Source organism: Pseudobdellovibrio sp. HCB154, from assembly GCF_046267985.1.
Classification (GTDB): Bacteria; Bdellovibrionota; Bdellovibrionia; order Bdellovibrionales; family Bdellovibrionaceae; genus Pseudobdellovibrio.
Window position 1 is genome coordinate 2,684,204 of sequence record NZ_CP176530.1, and the last position, 19,923, is coordinate 2,704,126.

The following is a 19,923-nucleotide window of genomic DNA, read 5'->3' on the forward strand; positions in this document are numbered from 1 at the left end:
TTATCAAAATTACTCTTCGGCACCGGCGCCGTCAGCGTCTTTACCCTGACCAACTAACGATGATGAAGGCCACATTTTTTCATCGAATTCTTTATTAAATGCTTTCATCACATCTAATTCTTTTTGCTTATTTCTGATCGTTACCATGTTTTCATCGTTGATATCGTTACCTGTTTGCGACCAGTTTTGTGAACCGATAATAATCACTTCAGATTTATAAGATCCATCTTTTTGTAAGCGAGATAAGGTTGCAGATTTATGGTGATTTAAACCGTTCCAGTTATTTTTTCTAACTTCAACTGAACCTGTAGGATTTTTTGCGTAAGGATTTTCTTGAAGTAAGTTCGCATCTTTAGCCTTCCACCAAGAATTGGCACCGGCACCAGTTAAATTATCAAATACGATACGAATATCTACACCACGGGCAACCGCTGCTTGCATAGCGCGAACCATTTCAAAGCCGCCACCACCGAACATAGAGATTCTTAATAAATCACCTTTTTTAGCAGAGTAAACCATCGGTAATAATACGCGGTGTTCACCATCATCCGTTGGAGAAAAGTGAACACGCGCTTCAGTGCCATCAGTAAATGTAAAATAACGTTGTGTATTTGGGCGTTTTTTATCATGGAATGCGCCTGTTAATAACGTTTTTGGTTTTGAAGCACTGTCGTTTTGACCTTGGTGCATTTCTGTAAATTCAGCTAAGAACGCATTAGCAATCGTACTGTTCTTAATAAGAATAGCTAAGTTTGAATTTGATTCGTCACCCATACAAGTACGCGCTACGTTTGTAGTGCCTGACCAAACCGAACGTGAACCATCGTTTTTCTCAAACACAACAAACTTATTATGCATGATACCTGTAAAAGGGAATTCGATACGGGCACGCGCTTGTTCATTCGTTTTGATCATTGAATTTAATAAGCGCAATACTTGTAAGCTATTGGCGTATTGGAATGGTGTACGTGATAAAGTTTCTTCGTAGTTAGATAAATCTTTGTAAAGACCAATCCAAGTTAAGTCAGCCACTTGTAAGTCGTAAATTTTAGTCGTTGCAGGTGGTTTGATAAACATTTCTTTTTGTAAGTATTTACGTAAATCAAATTGTTTCATTGATTTAGCTAATACAGCTACATCTGTTAAATACTGCTTAGCCCAGCTCGGTGGCAAGAAGGCCGCATTGGCTTTATCTGTTGGATTAATATATGAATAATCTAATTCAACTTTTTTATTACCTAAAGCGTATTTACCATCTGGTAATTTAGTCATGTTGTAATCGCGCGGGAACGAGTTGGCCTGTGCTTCATCAGACACATCTAATACCGCGTACGTGGCTACACCGGCTTTTACGCGGTCTGCAATCGCATTAAATACTGAAGCCATTGTATCTTGAATGTCATCAATACCGTATAAGGCTAAAAACATTTTCTTTTCGCCTTCAGTTTTGATTTTCTCAGCTAAAATTTCAGCGACAGTTGTTTCCGGAATAACGAAATCTTCGCGCTTATTCACGTAATTGTCATACCAACCGTTTGTAAAGAAATACTCAAGCTCTAATGATTCCCCTGCAGGAACCGCAGTACCTAAATTCGGGTACACTTCTTGGCGCATTTTAGATTTAGGCTCAACTGTAGCTTTAGCTTCTAAACATGACCAATCTTCAACATCCTCACAGAATAAAAACTGCGTCGATGAATTTAATATGCGTGTGACTTGAAACTTAAAATTAGATTTATCTGGCGTTAAACCAATCGAAACTAAATACGAAGCAATTCTTTCAAGCTTGTCAGGTGAAACCTTCGGTAAAGACTTTTTAATCGCGGCTTTAGTGACCTCTACACGTTGATCTTCAGCCTTAATCTCGGCTAAAAAAGTTGGGCGCGCGAAAGCCGGTTGGGCGATCATTTGTGTTAAAGTGAGACACGCTAAACCGATACTTAGTTTGTTTTTAAGGTTTTTCATATAAAGGGTTTAAAGCAGACCTGATGCCACCCCTAACCAAATATAGGTTTTTTAAGCTCGCTTAACTGGATACGAAATAGACCCTCTACGCAAATTGGCACTCACGCTGTTTTAGAGTGAGACGAAAAACACAAAAAACACGTTAAAAAAGTCAAAATCGCCTCCTGTTTTACCGATAAAGGTCTGGTGAAAAGATATGTATTAACGACCTTTTTCATGGGTCTTTTATTTACCTTTTTAAGTCAGGCTCAAGCCGGCAAAACTGTTTATCTGTCGACTCTCGAAGGCGACGATAAAGCTTCAGTGTATTGGTGTAAAAACGGCCAATGCGGCGAAGGCCATCTCAAATTGGATCGCTCGACCCAGATCACTATTACCGGCAAAGAGTTTCAGGCTCAGACCACAGATCCTTTTGATGATTCAAAAACCAGTGAGGTTTTTGTTCCCGTGAATTTTAAAGATGGCGAAGGATACCTTCCGCTTTATTTATTAACTGAAAAAAGATTAGAAGCTTTTTATTCTGATGATGGCAATAGCCGTATGCCGGCTGCTGTTGGTAAAGGTGGAAAAAAATCACCGAACACTTTAAAAGCTGCCACACAAATTTATGATTTAGTAGGCGAATGCCCGCTGAAAGATCCAACTGTTATGCCGACCAAACTACCGTCAGATAACGTGTTTGATGCGTATGTTTTGGGTCGCTTGAAAAAACAAAAAATCCCGCGCCTGGTGAATGAACAGATGAAACCTATGACTACTGAAGACTTAGTAAATATCGACTCATTAGCGCGCACTATTTACGGTGAAATGGGTAAGTGCTTTCGTAAAGGTTTACAATATCCCATCGCTGCAGCGCTTGTTGCCGTTAACCGTTTTGATAACAAATCACGTTTTAAAGAATGGACGAAGTCGCAAGTTAAACGTAAGGTCGCAAGCCTTCCGCCACTGACACGAATCGTGACAACACCTGAAAAATTTAATGTTTGGAAAGTTTATGCGAGCGGAAAAGTAAATGGCCCGCTTCATCACAGTTTATGCCCCGCACGCGCTGTAAATAAGCCGTTCTGGAAAACTAAACGCGCCAGCCAAGCTGAAGTTGATATTTGGAAAAACGCTGTACGCATCGCCACTGAAGCGGTGATGTTTCCCTCACGTTTTAAAGCCAGGTCGCCAGCAATGAAAAATATTAACTTTTACACTTCAGGAATGGGCCAATACCAAGATTATATGCAGGTTTTTCCATTCGTAAATGACCGCCCGCTTGAACACTTTGAGTGTATCGAGATGTGGAAAGAACCTGGCCGCCGACGCTAAATGAAATATAAGTCTTCGACTTACTAATACTGAATTAAAGATTTGATCGGTTCGTTTTTAAACTTCATTTCATTCAGAAATGTTAGATTAATTAAAACTAAAACATCAGAAACTTTGTAACCCGCTTTTTCACAAAGGCTGATTGAAGCTTTTAATGTTCCACCAGTTGCTAATACGTCATCAACAACAACAGCACGTAATGGCTTTTGCGTCGGTGCGATTTCTAAAGTGGCCTCACCGTATTCAAGCTTGTAAGATTCTTTGATTGTTGGCGGCGGAAGTTTTCCCGCTTTTCTTAAAGGTAAAAAACCTTTGTTAAAATGCGCAGCTAAAGCTGTACCAAAAATAAACCCACGTGATTCGATACCAACAAAGACATCAACATCATCTAAGTTAATTAATTTTCCAAAATCTTCAGTCACTTGCTTAAACGCGGCTGCATCTTGAAGTAACGGCGTTACATCACGAAACATCACACCTGGAATTGGAAAATCAGCTACATCACGAATTAATTTTTGATAAGACTTCATAACCTCGGACAGTAGTCGATTTTGAACCCTGAAGCAAGTCTGCGGCTTGCTAAAACATTTTTTTACGCTGTGAAGATGGAAGAATCTTAAGCACTTCGCGGTATTTGGCGACCGTGCGACGAGCGATATCTACACCATCTTTTTTTAGCAGATCTACCAGTTTCTGATCTGATAATGGCTTTTTCGGATCTTCTTTCGCCACAAGCTCTTTAATTTTAAGCTTAACTGCTTCTGAGGCTAAGGCATCACCATCAGTCGATGCGATACCTGAGTTGAAGAAGTATTTTAATTCGAAAATGCCTTGTGGGGTGTGCATGTATTTCGCTGTTGTTACGCGCGAAACCGTTGATTCATGCATACCGATGTCGGCTGCGATATCACGTAAGATCATTGGTTTTAAGAACGCTGTTCCTTTTTCGAAGAATTCGCGTTGATGTTTTACGATTGAATCTGACACCTTATAAATTGTTCTTTGGCGTTGGTGAATTGATTTAATTAACCAAACCGCTGATTTTAACTTTTCAGAGATAAAATCTGCAGCTTTTGCGTCCCCTGTCGGAGTAGCGCCGCCTTTTAACATGTTACGGTAGTAATTTGAAATTCTTAATTTTGGTAAACCGTCTTCATTTAACGATACGCTGAAATCATCGCCTACTTTGTACACGTAAACATCTGGTGTTACATAGTGCGTGTCGTTGCCTGCGTACGCGCGGCCTGGCTTTGGGTCCATCGCGTAGATGATTTTACACATATCGATGATCTCTTCCATGGGCTTTTGTAAAGCCTTGGCAATAGCGTCGTAATTCTTTTTCTCTAAATCTTTTAAGTGATTATTGATTAACGTCACTAAATCCGTTGTATCTTCTTCGATGTGTTTAGCTTGAACTAATAAACACTCTTTAAGATCACGAGCACCCACACCGGCAGGGTCAAATTCGTGAATTAACGTTAGCGTATCTTCTAACATTTGCAGATCGATTTTTTCTTCTTCAGCGATTTGTGCTAACGGTGTTTTGATGTAACCATCGTCATCGATGTACGCGATTAACGCATCTGCGGCTAATTCTTCTTCGGCAGAAAAACCGGCCATTTTAGCTTGCCAGTATAAATGATCGTGCAACGTTTGTGTTGTTGAGATCACGTTTTCGTAGTTCATGATCTCTTCAGAACCTGAACTCGCTTCCCGTGGCATTTTATGTTGGATTTCTAAGTAATTTTCCCATTCAAATTCGTCTTGTTTTTGCGGATCTTGCACTTCGGCAGTTTGCGCGTCAGTACGTCCTTCAGACTGTTCACCGCCATCAACTTGGGCTGCGGCTTCTTTGGTACGTTCGAAGTCTTCTTCTTTTAAAACTTCAGCTTCTTCTAAGATTGGATTTTCTTCTAACTCATTACGAACTTGAGATTCTAGTTCTAAGCGTGACATCTGAAGCAACTTGATCGCCTGCTGTAACTGCGGCGTAATTACCAAGCCCTGACTTAAATTCATCGTTTGCTTCATTGCCATTTGCTAACTCAATTCCTTGTTGTTTTAATAACTTAGTAATTACAGTTTAAAATTCTCGCCCAAGTAAAACTTACGAGCTGTTTCTGAATTGGCGATTTGTTCAGAATTTCCGCTCACTTGGATGATTCCATCCTTTAAGATATAAGCATAATCGCAAATCCCTAAAGTCTCACGCACGTTGTGGTCAGTGATCAAAACTCCTATACCTTTGGCCTTAAGATCACGAATGATATTTTGAATTTCCCCGACGGCAATAGGATCAATACCTGCGAATGGTTCATCCAACAACAGAAAATGCGGTGAACCAGCTAAAGCGCGAGCGATTTCTACCCTGCGACGCTCACCACCGGATAAAGCATAACCAAAAGATTCGCGAATATGATTGACTCGGAAATCTTGTAAAAGACTCTCTAATTTTTCGCGGCGCTCCTGAGGATTGTAACCATGAGCTTCTAGAGCCACTAAAATATTGTCTTCAACCGTCATGCGGCGAAAAATACTCGGCTCTTGCGCTAAATAACTAAGACCTGCGCGCGCGCGTTTGTACATCGGATATTCTGAAATTTCTAAAGCATTTAACAGAATCGAACCTGAATCGGATTTAACTAAACCCACCACCATATAGAATGATGTTGTCTTACCCGCCCCGTTGGGGCCTAACAGGCCTACAACTTGTCCTGACTGCACTTCAAAAGAAACATCTTTAACGACTAAACGCTCACCATATTTTTTTGAAATATTTTTGATGGTTAAGGTACTTGTTGCGTTTTCAGCCATGGGATCTTTCTACTGCAGTTTTTTAGAGTCGATTTTTACCTTATTTATCTTAACTTTTTTTCCGCCTTCTAGGAAGACGATTTCTTCACCTTGAATTTCATCCTCGCCCATCTGGACTTTCGGATGACCACTTAAGGTCATGGTGTCTTCGATCAGATTCATCAAAAGTTGCTGACACACAGCGCTCTTACCTTCATCTTTAAGAACCACTTGGTCTTTCAACAAAATTGATTGCAAGGCCTTCTGCTTTTCTGAATATTTAAAGAAAGCCTGAGGAGCTGTCACTTTTGTTTTATCAAAACTCATCTTCACGCTACCAGAAAACAAAGCCTCTTGGCTTTTATTCGAAAATTCGGCTGAGTTTGATGTGACGTGAAAGTTTTTATTATCCATCATCTTACTAGCTTCGATGTTTGATTCGATATACATCTTGTTGGATACAAGGTCGATTTTAAACCCGTTACCAGTCAGCTTAAAACCAGCGCCATTTTTATCATCAGGCCCAAGCATACTTACCGGACTATCGCTGACAAGTTCTTTATCATCAGCGACATACTTTAAATCATTTGTTTCGAATTGATAGCCATTCGATGATTGTGTGACCACTTGCCCGCGGATCACCATATTTTTAGTTTGCCCGTTGATTTCGCCGACATCGCCTGAAACCACGAAACTTGATTCGTTTTCGTTAAAGAATTCAACTTTTACTTTTTTTAAAACCCACAACTCATCGCTTGAACCCGTAGCTTCGTCAGCATGCAGCTCCCACCCTTTGGAGTTATTTGAATTTTCAACTAAATGCACACCAACCATCTTTTGTTCGACGGCTTTACGTTTTGGTGCCTCTACAGGATTTTTTTGGGCTTCAGCTTCTTTTTCGGCTTTTTCTTTTTCAGCTATCTGCTTGGCACGTCTGATTTCAGACGGAGAAATCTCTTGTGGTGCCATTAATAAAGCCTGAATAAAGATCAGGCCAATCACCACAAAAAGAAAGATAGAAATTTTATTGAGTTTTAACTTCCTGAGTAGCATTTTTATTTTCTGCTTCTTTTGCTACTGCAAAATTAATTGGGCCTCCGCCGGCCTCATAGATTGAATACATTACTTTTTTCAAAGTTAAATAATCCATATCTTTATCCGCTTGTAAAGTGACTTTTCTCCAAGCGTTCGGATCTACTTCTTCGTTACCCACAGTTTTATCAACTACGTTACGAATTTTATTCTGTAATTTAGCTTCTTGGTCAGATTTTGCTTTTTCAAGAAGTACACGCACCTGGTCACGTAAATTCGGAATAACCCAGTCTGTTGAAGCTTGCACTTCAGCAAATGTCGCAACAGGAGTTCTGTCGATCAAAACTTCTTTTGCTGATACAGTAACCACAACCGCTGGTTTTAATTCATTCACTCGAGCCGCTTTCGGAAGAGTGACTTCTTTAGGGATGTAAAGAATTTCGCCTGTTGTATTGTAGTTTTGTAATAAGAAAATAACTAACACGGTGAACATATCAACCATCGCTGTTAACGATAAAATCGCTGTTACGGAACGTTTTCCGCCACGGCGTTTTAAAAGTCTATGATAGCGATGTCTTTGACCGGGTTTTTGAATTGCCATTAGTTAGGTCCCCCAGTTAATAATTCCGGAGAAAAACCTGCGCGTAACCCTAAATCCATAGCTGTTACCACATGTTCATATTTAATTTCATTTTCGATGGCCATTTTAATGCCACCTTTATCAGGATACATTTGTTTAACTTTTTCTAAATCAGCAACTAAGGCTTCTTTATCATATTCACCGTTTAACATCGGGATGGCACGTACATCTTTACCAACATAAAGAACGTATCCCGTAGCTTTGATATCCAAACGTAAAACTAAATCTTCAAGAGGTGGAGGAGTAATCACCTCTTGATTTGGATCTTTCGGCGAAGCAAATGAAGCGCCTAATTGAATCATCGAAACTTGAGTCCACACAGCCGAGATCAATAGAAAGGTGATCAACACTGACATTAAGTCAATGAACGGAACTAGATTCAGATCAAAATTTTTACTTCGTCCCCGGCCACCGGTTTCAATATGAGCCATGCGTTTACCTCAAAAAATTCTAAACAATTAGTCTTTCATTTTATCGCGATTAGCAGCTACTAAGTTCATTAGTGACATGCTTGTCTCGATCATTTCGTTTTCAGATTTTTGGATCATGTGCTGGAATAAACCGTAAGCTACGATAGCTACGATTGAAACCGAAAGACCAAAACCCGTACAGTTTAAGGCATGCGAGATACCTTGAGAAAGTAATGTCGCTTTCGTTGCTGGATCTGCTGAAGATACCGCGCGGAATGAACCGATCATACCTAAGATTGTACCTAATAGACCCGCTAATACGGCGATGTTACCGAATACAGCTAAGAATGAAGTCCAACCTTCTAACTTTGGCATTTCGCGCATAACTGCTGCGTCCATAGCTACTTGGATTTCTTCATCTGGACGTTTATTTAAAGCGCCAACTAAACCTGCTTTAACTGTATTTGCAAGTGGTGTTGGGCGAGAATCACAAAATGAAATCGCTTGTCTGATGTCGCCACCAATGATCATACGAAACACTTGGTCTGCGAATTCTTTTTTATCCACGCGCAATGATTTTAAAGTCATGAATCTTTCCACAACTAAAATCAAAGTTAATACCGCGATGAATGCGATGATGTACATTACGCTTCCACCTTCGGTGAACGCACGTACGATCGGATTCACGTTATCTGCTGTTGCTACTACTGCTGCTGTTGGTTCCACTATACTCTCCTCGTATAATTATCTTTGCCCCTGAAACAAGAACGGATAAACGGCTTCAGCCATTGCACCCGGAGGTGGTTCAGGGAATCTTAATGTCATTAATCTTGCACGTACACACTCTTCAACCGCTGAATTGCCCAGTGTTGATTTGTCTTTAAGTACGCGGGCATTTTTTGCGATCCCTTTTTCATGGATTTCCCACGAGATCACAACTTTACCTTCTAACTTAGTATCTTTTTTGTATTCACGGTCATAACAAGCTTTGAAAGATAAAAGCGCTGATCTTACCGCACGGCGAACAGCTTCTTTATCGATAGAACCGATAAATTCTTCTTCTGCTCCACCCGCTTGAATTGCAACTGAATCTTTGTTACCAAAACCCGATCCACCAGTTCCTGTGCCGTAACCAGAACCACCTTTAGTTCCCACTCCAGAGATACCTTGAGTGGCAGTTCCTTTACCGCCCGCTCCTGTATCTTTGAATTTTGAACCTAGGTCGTTACCTGCACGGTTTTCGTTAAAGCCCGAAGCACCCGTTGCTTTTTCACCGGCACCTAACGCTTCACCAGAACCTGAGTAAGCTTTATCTAACTGTGAACGTGCTCCACCTGAACCGAACGCTGAAAGAAGACCCGCATTTGTTGGATCTGGCTCTTTTGATTGCGCATTCGCTCCTGCTTTAGGACCTGTCTTAACAGCTCCACCTTGCTTAGTTGAAGTGAACATTTTCGTTTTAAGTTTTGAATCTTTCGGTTTAACTTCGCTTGCGCGCCCAGATGATGAAGCTGCTTGAGCTTTTTGCTCTTGCTTATTCGGATCACCTTTCGTTTTAACCTCTTGCACCTTATCAGTGATAGCCACTTTTTTCGGTGGTTCAGGTGGTTTCGGTGGCGGCGGTGGTTGTACCTCTGGCGGTTTAGGCGGTGGTACAGGAATCACCGGCGGATTCACCGGAACTGGCGGTTTATTAAAGATCACTTGCGCTACACGCTGAACTTCTTCTTCTTGTTCAGTCGCCTTAGGAGCAAGAACCGACATAATTAAACTTAACAACACGGCAAAGATCGACGCTGCTAAAATTCCTGTGAACTCTGAAGATGTTAAAATCAACGGAGAATCTAAAGGAATTAGTTTTGTCTTCGGTGCAAAACGAATTGCTAATTGCATGCCGTTTGGTAACTGCACGAATAGAACTTCGTTTTGCTGTAAGCGGTAATTAGATTCTGCTAACACCATGATGTCTTCAGCACGGTGAACTTCAGATTTCATATCTTGAGTCATGCGAACAACAACACCTGACGAGCAATCTAACATTACCCAGTCTTTAGGAGCTGCACCCAGTGGTAACTGGATCGCTTGATCAGGACCTGATCTATATTGGCCAGTAGGTTCGAAGTGGTGAGTTGATAAAACACGCTCTTTCCACGATACGATCACTTGCACTAAACTTCCTTGGCCAGGCTTGATGAACTCATTTAAGTTCTGATGCTCACTGCTTGGTGCGAAAGTTTTTTGATTTTTAGATTTTTTAATACGTGCATAAGCTGCGCTCTTGTTCACGGCACGTTGACCCACGAAAGCCGCATTGATTGTTGGCTTAGCTTGAGTTGGCGCTGGCGGAACCACGGCCACAGGCGGAGCCGGTGGTGGTGGAACAACCGTTCTTACTGGTGGTTCACTTGGCTTAGCCGAAACCACAAGTTCAGAACTTGTTTCTTGATTGTGAACAGGTTTCGGTACGCCCACAAAGAACACAACTTTAAATGGACCAACTTGAAATTCATCGTTGGTATTAAGTGCTTCATCAAGAACCACTTGGCCATTTTTGTACGTGCCTTGTGACGAGCCTAAATCACATAGGTAAAATTGTGATCCGCGCTTTTCCACTAAACAGTGGATCGCCGACACTTCTTTTGATTCTAAATCCACATCGACTTCAGCACCAGAATCTAAGCTGCTACCGAAAACAATTTGATCTTTGTCGATAAATTGTTTTACGAAGTGAATTTGATTGTTCTTGAATACTCTAAATATAATCGGAGATTTCAACGTCCCCCCCGAAGTCGCTGTATGTCTTCAGATGTTTTTCTCATTTCGGGTAAAAAGTTTTCTCTAAGTTTAATTAAACGCGTGTAGTTGAAATTCTTCTTTTGGAAAAGATAGAATAATTCAGGCTTCTGCGCTGAACCCTCAACTAACTCGTCTTCGAAATTTAACGTTTGTTTTTGACCTGCACGTAATTTGTAGTTCTGCGCCAAAGACACATTCGCAACTAACAAAGTTGCTAAACCTAAAATTAACGCAAGATGTGATCGGAACATAAACGACCTCGTCATACTATTTTAAACCAGCTTTTGCCTTTGATTCCAAATCTTTTATTAGATTTCTGGATTCAGAGGGCGCACCTACAAACTTTAGTCTATTAAGAAGATCTAAGCCTTCACGATATTTTTGTTTATGATCAATCAATAAGATTGAATAGTTTAACATAATATCACGCTGACCAGGATTATCCTTCATCAACTTTTCATAAATTTCTTCAGCTTTGTTCGCTTTACCTGTGCCTGTTAAGGCAATGGCATAATTACTTAAAGTTTTGATATCTTTCGTTCCTTTACGGTAAGGAATTTCTAGAGCTAATTCCGCTTTAGAATAATCTTTTTCTTTCACGTAAATTGAACCAAGGTTAGCGCCAATAACAGCGTCTTGGCTGTTTAATGATAAACCTTTGCGGAAAGCTTGAATCGCTTCACGCTTTTCACCTTGAGCCATTTTGATTAAACCTAAGTTCGAATAAAGCTCTGTGCGGTCATTATCAATCGCCATCGCTTTATTTAAAAGATATTCAGCCGCTTCAAAACGACCGCGTTTGTAATACACCATCGCTAAGGCATTTAAAGCGCGTACATCTTTAGGATTTGACGTTAAGATCTCAGTCGTAGCCTGAGAGATCGCTTCGTCGTTCTGCTGGCGTACTGCTTCTGTTAAACGCTCGCTGGCCGTAGCCCCAGTCACCGCTCCATTTTTTTTAGCACTTGGTGAATCAACATGATGACTTTGTACAGACACTTTTCCAGAAGCAGCATCTGTCACTTCAACCGGATCAGATTCCTGTTTTTTTTCTGAAGAGGCACAACCAACGATTAAACTCATTGGTAATGCAATCACAAGTGTTGGAATTAATCTTTTAAGTTTCATTATTTATCCCCCACCCATTGGATCAGACGTGATTCTGAAGAAATCTCTGAACCTGAATAGAAATTCTTATCTTTTGCACCCGCTTGTGCTAAAGCGTGTTTATAACCATCGTTATAAACATCTAAATCGCGTCCACGCTCAACCGCCGCTTTATAAGAATCATCTGATTTTTTTAAGAACGGATCAGCGATTTTTTGAATTCCAGCCATGTACTGTTTCTTTTGTTCGTCATTAAAGCCCGCTGGAAGTGGCGCATTCATAATGGCTGTACCCATGTGTTCGTTCGTAGCGCCTAATAAATCTAAAGACGATACGATCTCATCAGCAGAATCTAGCTTAATAGTCTCAGTTAAGATTTCACCTAACTTAGTCACTAATTCTAACTTTCTATCAACCACAGCTTTTTGTTTTTTCGGATCAGCTGGAATTTTTAATCCCACTAATTCGTTATACTGTTCACCAGCATTACGAAGTTTGATTTTCGCAATATACTTAGCTGCTTCAGAACGCTCTGATTGTCTTAGTTTGTTAAATACGGCAATCGCTTTATTTTCGTGATCACGACCCGCCCAGTAGAAAGCAGCTACGCGTTTAGCGCTGTCATTTGAAGATTCAGCGTATTCACGGTACTTCGCTTGCCAACCTGGCGTGCTCGATTTACGCATAAGCTCAGCTAAGTTATAAAGTGTTTCAGCACTTTCTTTACCTGACTTATTCACTTTTAAAAATTCGTTGTAAGTGCTGATCGCTTCTTTGTTGTTACCTAAAGCTTCATACATTACAGCAGCATTGAATAAGTAGTTCGGCATTAACGGATCATTCGGATTATCATTAGCTGATTTTTTGAAAAGCTTAGCTGACTCTTCAAATTGACCGGCATCTTGATAAAGTTTAGCTAAAAGCTTTTGCGCTTTTGGCTTAACTGTCGCCGAATTTTTGTCATTTGTAGACATTGTCTTTTTATAGTTTTGAATCGCTTCGTAGTTTTTACCCGAACGCTCGAAGTTAACACCGGCATTAAATAACGCCATTGAAACTAACTCTGATTTCGAGTTTTGGGCTGCGAAAGCCTGGAACTGCTCAGCTGAAGCTAAATAGTTTTTCTCGCCTTCTAAGTCTTGGGCTTTTTTAAAGCTTGCGCGCTCTAAAACGTTACGGATATCCGCACCGGCTTTTGACTGAGAAATTGATTCATTTTGCAGTAACTCAGTTCCCATTTTTTCTAAACCTACGAAATCTTTTTTAAGATTGTAGATGTCTAATAAAAGATTCGCTGAATACTCTGAGTATTTTGTTTTAGGGTATTTCGCTACGATCTCTTTAAAGATCGCTTCAGCTTCATTAAAGTGGTTCGATTGGTAATACAAACGACCCATACGGAACTTAATTTCAGCCATTTTTTCAGAGTTCGGGAACTTCTCTGTGTACCATTGCGCTGATTTTAAGAATTTTTCAACTCGTGGATCAAGCGGTATTGGTTCAATTGAATCACCCTTACGTTTTGCTAACTCTTCATCTTTAGGTAAGGCTTTTTCAATCGACAACAATAAGTTTTGTGCAGATTTTGCACCGTACTTACTTTTCGGAGCATTTTCAGCCACCCATAGGTAATGCGTTGATGCTTCTTCAAACTTATTCATGTCGTATAAAAGTTCGGCATAGAAAAAGTGCATATCAGCCACTTGTTCTGAATCCGAGAACTCTTGAAAGTAAATTTCGTAACCTTCTTGAGCTAACTTACGCGAGTACGGAGCACGTGAGTTTTGCGCTGTCTGATGCTGTTGTAAGATATAGTTTCTTAATGTTTGTTCACGTAATTTGTAGGCGTTATCTAAGAAAGCTTGGTCACCTTTATTACGTTCAGCCCATTGTGAATCTTTTTTAAAGTTGTTGATCCAGTTATAAAGCTCTTCTTTAAATTGCGGAGAATTTTTCGAGTAGAAGTAATTCTGCACGATTTGGTATTGATATTCGAAAGCCTTTTTAGATGTTGGATCATCGTTGATTAATAAACGGAATACATCGCGAGAAGCGTCTTTTCCGCCTTTATCAGCGTAGTAATAAGCTAATTTTTCGATATAGTTATTGGCATCAGGTAAACCTAAGCTTCTGAAGTAATTAACTGCACGTTTTGTATCGGCGATATCCGAAAAGAAAACCACGATATCACGTAAAGCTTCGTTCTCAAGTTTTGTTCTGCGGATCGATTTTTTACGAGCCGAGCTGTCATCTAATTTAATGATAAAATCTAAATACTTGATCGCTTCTTCTGTTCTACCAAGGCGGTATAAACACCAGCCACCTTTATATAACGAGAACGAATGCAAACGGTGACGTTTATCTTTGATCAGTCTTGAATACTCTTTATAAGCATCAGCCCATTTTTCGTTTTCAAAGTAATATTCACCTAAGGCAAAGTGCGCTTCGCCCACAAACGGCGAATTCGGAAAACGACGAGTTAACTGGTCGTAATAGCTAGCCCCTTTTGCAGGTTCATTTAATTCAAAGTAGTTATACCCTAAGAAAAATAAAGCTTGGCTGACTTTTTCATCATTCGGGTAATCACGTAAAAACCACTCATACAATTGAATCGCGCGGCGGTTATACTGCTGTGATTCTTTCGTATCTAATCTTGGTTTAACTTTTGTTTTACCTTCTTGAAACTTACGCAATTGATCGTCGTACTGATCTTGTTTACGGGCATCAACTAATGTTGATTTCTCAACATAAAGCTCGGCTAAACGTAACCATAACTCCCCACGGTTGGGGCTATTTTCGAACTTTTTCGTTAATTTATAAAGTTCTTGAATCTGACGGTCTAACGTTTTTTCGTATTCTGCCTGATCATCACCTGGTTCAAATTTTAAAATCTCAGTAGAACGTGGCGGTTTAACGATTTGTAAGTTTGTTTGCTGTGGTTTAAAGCTAAACTGAGCATCCGGTACCGATGTATCGTTTTTCTGCATCGACTGGATTTTACCACCACGGCTGTCTTCACGAACTTTACTTAAAAGCTCGCCGACAGTCATTTTTTTCTTCGATTGCGCATGCGCGATCTCAGCTTTGGCTACAAGAATCCCAATTGTTGCAATAAAAAATATTAGCCATTGAATCATCTTCTTCATAAATTACTCGCAGCTTTGCTTTCCAAGATAGTGATAGTTACCAACTTCATCTAACCAGTATTCACCTTGGAACGGATAGTATTCGTAACCATTTTGTACGTAGAAAGAACGGTCTTGTTTATCGTCTACCTGAAGATCTGTTAAATCTTTACCAGCGATACGTTTTTTGATCGTTTCTTTTTTACCGTTGATCATTTCGTATCTGATTAAACTTGCTTGTTCTTGTAAGTCTTTAAGCTCAGTGTTCATGTTTTCTAAGTGAGCTTTAACCATATCACCCGTTAAATCTTTTGCACCCTTGATACGGTTATTTAAGATTTTAAGAGCGTATTGGCCCACCGCTGAGCTACGAAGTGCCGGATTTTCTTCGATTAATCTTCTCTCTTCAACCACCTTTTTAATGTAAGCTAAAGAACGGCGAACGTTACCCTCTTGAGAGATTTTGTTAACTACTTTTAAAGGAAGAGTCGTTTTCTTAACAACGTCTTCTTCTTTTCTCATGATGTAAGCTTTTTCAACTTCTGAGTAATAACTTACCGAAGCTGGATTAGATCTTAAGAAATTTTCAATACTTGATTGAACCGGGCCATATTGTTTTTCGTATAGGCTTAATACTTTTTCGATCTCGTCATACTTACAGATATATAAGTAAACGATAGATCTTAAAAGTAATGATTCTGGAATAAAGAAGTCTTCATAATAGCTTGAGTGAAGCGATTGAAAGTTTGATAAGGCCGAACGGAAGCGGGCAGCACGTAACATCGCCCAACTTTTTTCAAACATCGCATCATGCCACATCACGTGGTCACGAGGGATTTTTGAATACATATCAATCGCACCTTCAAAGTCTTTTCTTTGATACAGCGAACGCGCAATACCCATCATGGCTGCCACTTTATTTGTATCTGTCACCTTGGCGTTATCACGTACACTTAAAAGTTTTTTGAAAGTACCGATTGCTAATTCAGGTTGTTTAGCTTCTGCTTGCGCTAAGCCTAATTCATATAAAGCATTAAAGTAATAACGGCTTTGCGGGCCTACTTTAGCGAAAGACTGTGCCGCTGCTGAAAATTCACCGTTAGCTGATTTGATTTCGCCTAGACGGTAATGAAGCATTTCACGATGTTGGTTCGGAACACTTGATACGTCAATTCTTTGAATCGCGTAGTTTAATAATGTTTCATCACCTAATCTATCAGTTACGATTAATAACTTTTCAATCGCTTGGCGGGTAAAACGGCCGTCACCTGATTTAATTAAATCAACGAACTGGAAAGCTGCCGTTTGATTTAAATTCATCTCCATGAGCGCTTCGCCTAAATACAGACGTAATTGCGGGCGTTCTGCTAATAAATCATTACGCTTTGTTAAGGCGTATAATGTGTTAGCCGCTGACTGGTAATTCCCGTTTTTAAACTGGGTAATTGCTGATTGAATTTGATTTCTGGCATTGTTATTTTTTGAATCCGAATAAACTTTGGGCGCTGGTTTACGCTGAAAAGATTTCGGAATCGCTTTTTTCTTAGTTTGGGCTTCAGCTACATTTACTGAAGAAAAAGCCATCGCTAGAGCTAAAAATAATGAGATTGTTTTTAAAGTAATCATCTGTATGAAGCCTCCGGAAAGAAGAAACTGATTCCCGCAGATAAGACTAAGTCATTGTAATTGCTTTTTTCTGGGCTGCCTGAAGTTGCAGTTGCAACTGGAGTTGCCGAGAAAGTGTTAAAGCTATAATCCCAACGAAACGCCATTGATTTCGAAATCGCAAAAATTTGTCCTAAGCCCACGTGGATTGTAGCATTGCTACCCTCTTGTGAGTTTGTAGAAGATGTACCGCCACCTAAAGAGAAGTACATATCAAAAGGAACAATCGTATCATCTAGAGAAGAAACTTTTCCGTAGATCGGACTCCAAACTAAATCAAGACCCACATAGCTTTTTGTGTAAATGAACTGTTCGGCTAATAAATTGTGAGCTTCTTTAATTTCTTTTGTCGATTCACGTTCAGCGTTTGTTAAAAACATCGAGTTGATCTCTAAACCGAAAGATTCAGTGAAGTTGTACGAAAGATTAAGTTTAGCACCTACGTTGTTATACCAAGGTGTGTTCGTCATCACCGTACCAGCTGCGAACAACTGAAAACGCTGAGTTTTCGGCATGAACTTCTTTTGAATCACTGAAACTTCGCTAAACGGAGCTAAACGATTAAGATCTTTTAAATCTTTCACTTCAGTCTGTTGCTGGTTAGTTTGTTTTAATTGTGATGGCAGAGCTTCGTTTTCCTGCTTTGTTTCTTTAGCCGGAGGTGTTGAATACATGCCTTCAACACTTACGATATCGTCGTCATCTAATGATTGTTGTGCTTGCGCCGAAAGAGGTGCCGCCAACAATGCTACTAAAATTAAATGTAAATAAGAATTTAATTTCACCTGATCACCTCTAGAATAAATAATTTAAACCGACTTCTAAGTTCGTCGTGTAAGTAATGCGTTCTTCGAATTGTTCAAACGCTGGAGCCGTTGTTCCTGTTGTGCCGTTTGAACCATCTGTCATGCCTGTGCCATTTTTAGCTTTAAAAAATGGGATTGGCGCTTGGTGCACAAATAAACGTAAATCAGCTTTTAACGATAAAGATTTATTGAAGTAAAATCTTTCACCGATACCTAAAGCAATCGCTGGAAATGATTTATGTTCGTAGGCCACCATACCAGCAGCGGCTGAACCGTAGATTGTCGTGTTAATCACCGCTAATTTAGATAACGATAATTTTCCGTAATACGGCTTCCAGTTGTAATCTAACATCATAGTATTTTTTGGTTTCGGCGCACGATTAAAATCAAGACCATTATTGTCTTTTAATCCTTGCCCGTCTTTAGAAAGACCCGTGCTGTTTTGGCTGAATAAAGCACCTAACGAATGTAATTCAGAAAAGTGGTAGTTCGCTGCAACACCGAATTTTGCGGTATCATAAATAGGTTCTGTTAGAGCGTAACCACCGAAAAGCCCCACATCTAAACGGCCTTTTGTGGCTACGTTACGGTTTTTAACACTTTGTGGGTGATCAAATACCGGATAAACCGACTCTTGCGCTAACTCATCCATAGGTACTTCTACCGGATCAGCAGCCATCGCCAGGTTTGTGAATAATAGAACAAACATCATGTTTACTATTTGCTTCATTGCCATTTCTCCGCGCGCCTTACGACACGACTTCTCCGCATGCATTCTGCATGACTGGTTATTGCGTGCCCCCAGCACGACTTTTTGTAAAATCAACACGACTTTCTTTCGAGTAAAAACCGTAATTTAAAATAAAATCTGCTACTTCACGAACAGCACCGTTACCCGCAGGACGCTTAGTCACGTACTGAACTGTTTCTAAAACTTCTTCCATCGCATCTGGAACTGTGGCTGCAAAACCAACGGCTTTCAATAACGGCACATCGAAGTAATCATCTCCCATGTAAGCCATCTCAGAAGGTAAAATTCCTGATTGTTTTTGCAGATCTTCAAACGGCGGTGTTTTATTTAAAGCACCTTCGTAAAAGTATGAAATCCCTAACATCTTAGCGCGGGAACGAACGTCTTCAGCTGTAGCACCAGTAATGATAGCCACCTTGTAGCCGTTTTCTAATAAGGCTTTAATACCAACACCATCACGTACGGAATAAATTCTTTTCCACTGCCCGTTGGAATCCATCCATAAACGGCAGTCGGTCAAAATCCCGTCAACGTCTAAAACTAACATCTTAATATTCTTTAATTTTTGTACATCTATTCCCACTCTTTAATTGTTAAAAATAAAAGCGTCACGGGCAACTGCCGCCATTCGAGAGAGGCGACCTTAGTCCTGCGAACAAGACTTATGTAACAATGTTTGTTGAGCTAACTAGACGATTGTCTGCGGTTATTTTTTTAATTCCCAATAAATCGGGTGTCTTGCACAATGAAAAAATCAGGAGAATGTCGTGAAAAATATTTCAGTAATCACAACAATTATGTTTCTATGTGCTTCTTTCGTTGAAGCCCAACAACTTAACGTTATTCAAGTAAAAGGAAATCGCGCGATTGTCGAAGTACAAACCGGCGAAAAATTAAAAGTAGGCGAAAGCTACGCTGTCGGAAAAGTTGATGGCGAAGTTTCACTTGATCCGGTAGCTGCAGGCAAAGGTTCACGCAATTACTTAGTGGGTTTAAGCCTCGTCTTATCGAATACTAAAGCGGATACTGCGGGCGCTCAAAGCAATATCTTAATTGATACTACAGCCAGCTTTGGTTGGAACAAAAAGCAATATGAATACGGTCCCATAGTGTCTTTAAGATACACAAAAACAGGCTCAACAAGCACTGATACAACGTTCGGAATTGGTGGCTTCGGAACATATAACTTTCAGCCGAATATCATTGGTACTGATCTTATTTTTTCTGGTGATGCAGATTTCACATACAACAGCATCTCTTCAGAAACGTTAGGAATTAAATCATCTTCAAACTCTATGGAAATGAACGTAGGCCCTTTTGCGAAGTGGTACGGAATCAGTGATGATCACTGTATCCGCGGCGGTGTAGTTTTCGCTTGGGAAAAAGCCAGCGGTGGTGGCAACAGCGTAACAACAACAGGTGTTAAAGCCGTCGTTGGTATCTCAACTTACTTCTAAGGGTAACAGTTCCCTTTCTGATCTGCATCTTGTCATTTACATCCGACTTATTCGTAAGTCGG

18 protein-coding genes are annotated in these 19,923 nt (G+C 40.1%); 2 read left to right on the forward strand and 16 right to left on the reverse strand.

From position 1 onward, the window contains the following. Nucleotides 1-9: 9 nt before the first annotated feature. Nucleotides 10-1,965, reverse strand: a complete 1,956-nt coding sequence (locus ACKWCF_RS12995) for a phospholipase D-like domain-containing protein (protein ID WP_409478023.1) — start codon at nucleotides 1,963-1,965, stop codon at nucleotides 10-12. Between the two features lie 186 nt (nucleotides 1,966-2,151). Here ACKWCF_RS12995 and ACKWCF_RS13000 point away from each other — a divergent pair, with 186 nt between their 5' ends. Continuing rightward, complete coding sequence (locus ACKWCF_RS13000; RefSeq protein ID WP_409478024.1) at nucleotides 2,152-3,279, forward strand: hypothetical protein; 1,128 nt, start codon at nucleotides 2,152-2,154, stop codon at nucleotides 3,277-3,279. Between the two features lie 23 nt (nucleotides 3,280-3,302). On the opposite strand, the gene ACKWCF_RS13005 is transcribed toward ACKWCF_RS13000, so the two are convergent. The 15 genes from ACKWCF_RS13005 to ACKWCF_RS13075 are packed head-to-tail and all read right to left on the reverse strand — an operon-like array spanning nucleotide 3,303 to nucleotide 18,951. After that, a complete protein-coding gene (locus ACKWCF_RS13005) occupies nucleotides 3,303-3,809 on the reverse strand; it encodes an adenine phosphoribosyltransferase (RefSeq protein WP_409478025.1) in 507 nt (168 codons plus the stop codon). A gap of 49 nt (nucleotides 3,810-3,858) precedes the next feature. After that, nucleotides 3,859-5,316, reverse strand: a complete 1,458-nt coding sequence (rpoN, locus tag ACKWCF_RS13010) for an RNA polymerase factor sigma-54 (RefSeq protein WP_409478026.1) — start codon at nucleotides 5,314-5,316, stop codon at nucleotides 3,859-3,861. Nucleotides 5,317-5,355: 39 nt separating this feature from the next. Beyond that, nucleotides 5,356-6,093, reverse strand: coding sequence for an LPS export ABC transporter ATP-binding protein (lptB, locus tag ACKWCF_RS13015; RefSeq protein ID WP_409478027.1), 738 nt, complete (start codon nucleotides 6,091-6,093; stop codon nucleotides 5,356-5,358). A gap of 9 nt (nucleotides 6,094-6,102) precedes the next feature. Then, entirely contained in the window at nucleotides 6,103-7,125 is a 1,023-nt protein-coding gene (lptC, locus tag ACKWCF_RS13020) for an LPS export ABC transporter periplasmic protein LptC (RefSeq protein ID WP_409478028.1), read from the reverse strand. Further along, on the reverse strand, nucleotides 7,097-7,705 hold the full coding sequence (locus ACKWCF_RS13025; protein ID WP_409478029.1) for an ExbD/TolR family protein: 609 nt from the start codon (nucleotides 7,703-7,705) through the stop codon (nucleotides 7,097-7,099). Before ACKWCF_RS13025 ends, lptC begins: the two co-directional genes overlap by 29 nt. Beyond that, nucleotides 7,705-8,175 (reverse strand): ExbD/TolR family protein, encoded by a 471-nt coding sequence (locus ACKWCF_RS13030; protein ID WP_409478030.1) that lies wholly within the window; start codon nucleotides 8,173-8,175, stop codon nucleotides 7,705-7,707. Before ACKWCF_RS13030 ends, ACKWCF_RS13025 begins: the two co-directional genes overlap by 1 nt. Before the next feature lie 27 nt (nucleotides 8,176-8,202). Beyond that, nucleotides 8,203-8,880 (reverse strand): MotA/TolQ/ExbB proton channel family protein, encoded by a 678-nt coding sequence (locus tag ACKWCF_RS13035; protein WP_409478031.1) that lies wholly within the window; start codon nucleotides 8,878-8,880, stop codon nucleotides 8,203-8,205. An 18-nt stretch (nucleotides 8,881-8,898) separates the two neighbouring features. After that, nucleotides 8,899-10,929 (reverse strand): AgmX/PglI C-terminal domain-containing protein, encoded by a 2,031-nt coding sequence (locus tag ACKWCF_RS13040; RefSeq protein WP_409478032.1) that lies wholly within the window; start codon nucleotides 10,927-10,929, stop codon nucleotides 8,899-8,901. Continuing rightward, entirely contained in the window at nucleotides 10,926-11,201 is a 276-nt protein-coding gene (locus ACKWCF_RS13045; RefSeq protein ID WP_409478033.1) for a hypothetical protein, read from the reverse strand. Before ACKWCF_RS13045 ends, ACKWCF_RS13040 begins: the two co-directional genes overlap by 4 nt. Before the next feature lie 16 nt (nucleotides 11,202-11,217). Then, nucleotides 11,218-12,078 (reverse strand): tetratricopeptide repeat protein, encoded by an 861-nt coding sequence (locus ACKWCF_RS13050; RefSeq protein ID WP_409478034.1) that lies wholly within the window; start codon nucleotides 12,076-12,078, stop codon nucleotides 11,218-11,220. Beyond that, nucleotides 12,078-15,203: a tetratricopeptide repeat protein gene (locus tag ACKWCF_RS13055; RefSeq protein WP_409478035.1), complete on the reverse strand. Its 3,126-nt coding sequence runs from the start codon at nucleotides 15,201-15,203 to the stop codon at nucleotides 12,078-12,080. Before ACKWCF_RS13055 ends, ACKWCF_RS13050 begins: the two co-directional genes overlap by 1 nt. 3 nt (nucleotides 15,204-15,206) lie before the next feature. Next, nucleotides 15,207-16,808: a tetratricopeptide repeat protein gene (locus tag ACKWCF_RS13060; RefSeq protein ID WP_409478036.1), complete on the reverse strand. Its 1,602-nt coding sequence runs from the start codon at nucleotides 16,806-16,808 to the stop codon at nucleotides 15,207-15,209. Next, nucleotides 16,805-17,632 carry an outer membrane beta-barrel domain-containing protein gene (locus tag ACKWCF_RS13065; protein WP_409478037.1) on the reverse strand — a complete coding sequence of 276 codons (828 nt, stop codon included), beginning with the start codon at nucleotides 17,630-17,632 and terminating at the stop codon, nucleotides 16,805-16,807. Before ACKWCF_RS13065 ends, ACKWCF_RS13060 begins: the two co-directional genes overlap by 4 nt. Nucleotides 17,633-17,642: 10 nt before the next feature. After that, nucleotides 17,643-18,383, reverse strand: coding sequence for an outer membrane beta-barrel domain-containing protein (locus ACKWCF_RS13070; protein ID WP_409478038.1), 741 nt, complete (start codon nucleotides 18,381-18,383; stop codon nucleotides 17,643-17,645). A gap of 58 nt (nucleotides 18,384-18,441) precedes the next feature. Continuing rightward, nucleotides 18,442-18,951, reverse strand: a complete 510-nt coding sequence (locus tag ACKWCF_RS13075; protein WP_409478039.1) for a KdsC family phosphatase — start codon at nucleotides 18,949-18,951, stop codon at nucleotides 18,442-18,444. Nucleotides 18,952-19,171: 220 nt separating this feature from the next. Here ACKWCF_RS13075 and ACKWCF_RS13080 point away from each other — a divergent pair, with 220 nt between their 5' ends. Continuing rightward, nucleotides 19,172-19,861, forward strand: a complete 690-nt coding sequence (locus ACKWCF_RS13080) for a hypothetical protein (RefSeq protein ID WP_409478040.1) — start codon at nucleotides 19,172-19,174, stop codon at nucleotides 19,859-19,861. Nucleotides 19,862-19,923 lie beyond the last annotated feature (62 nt).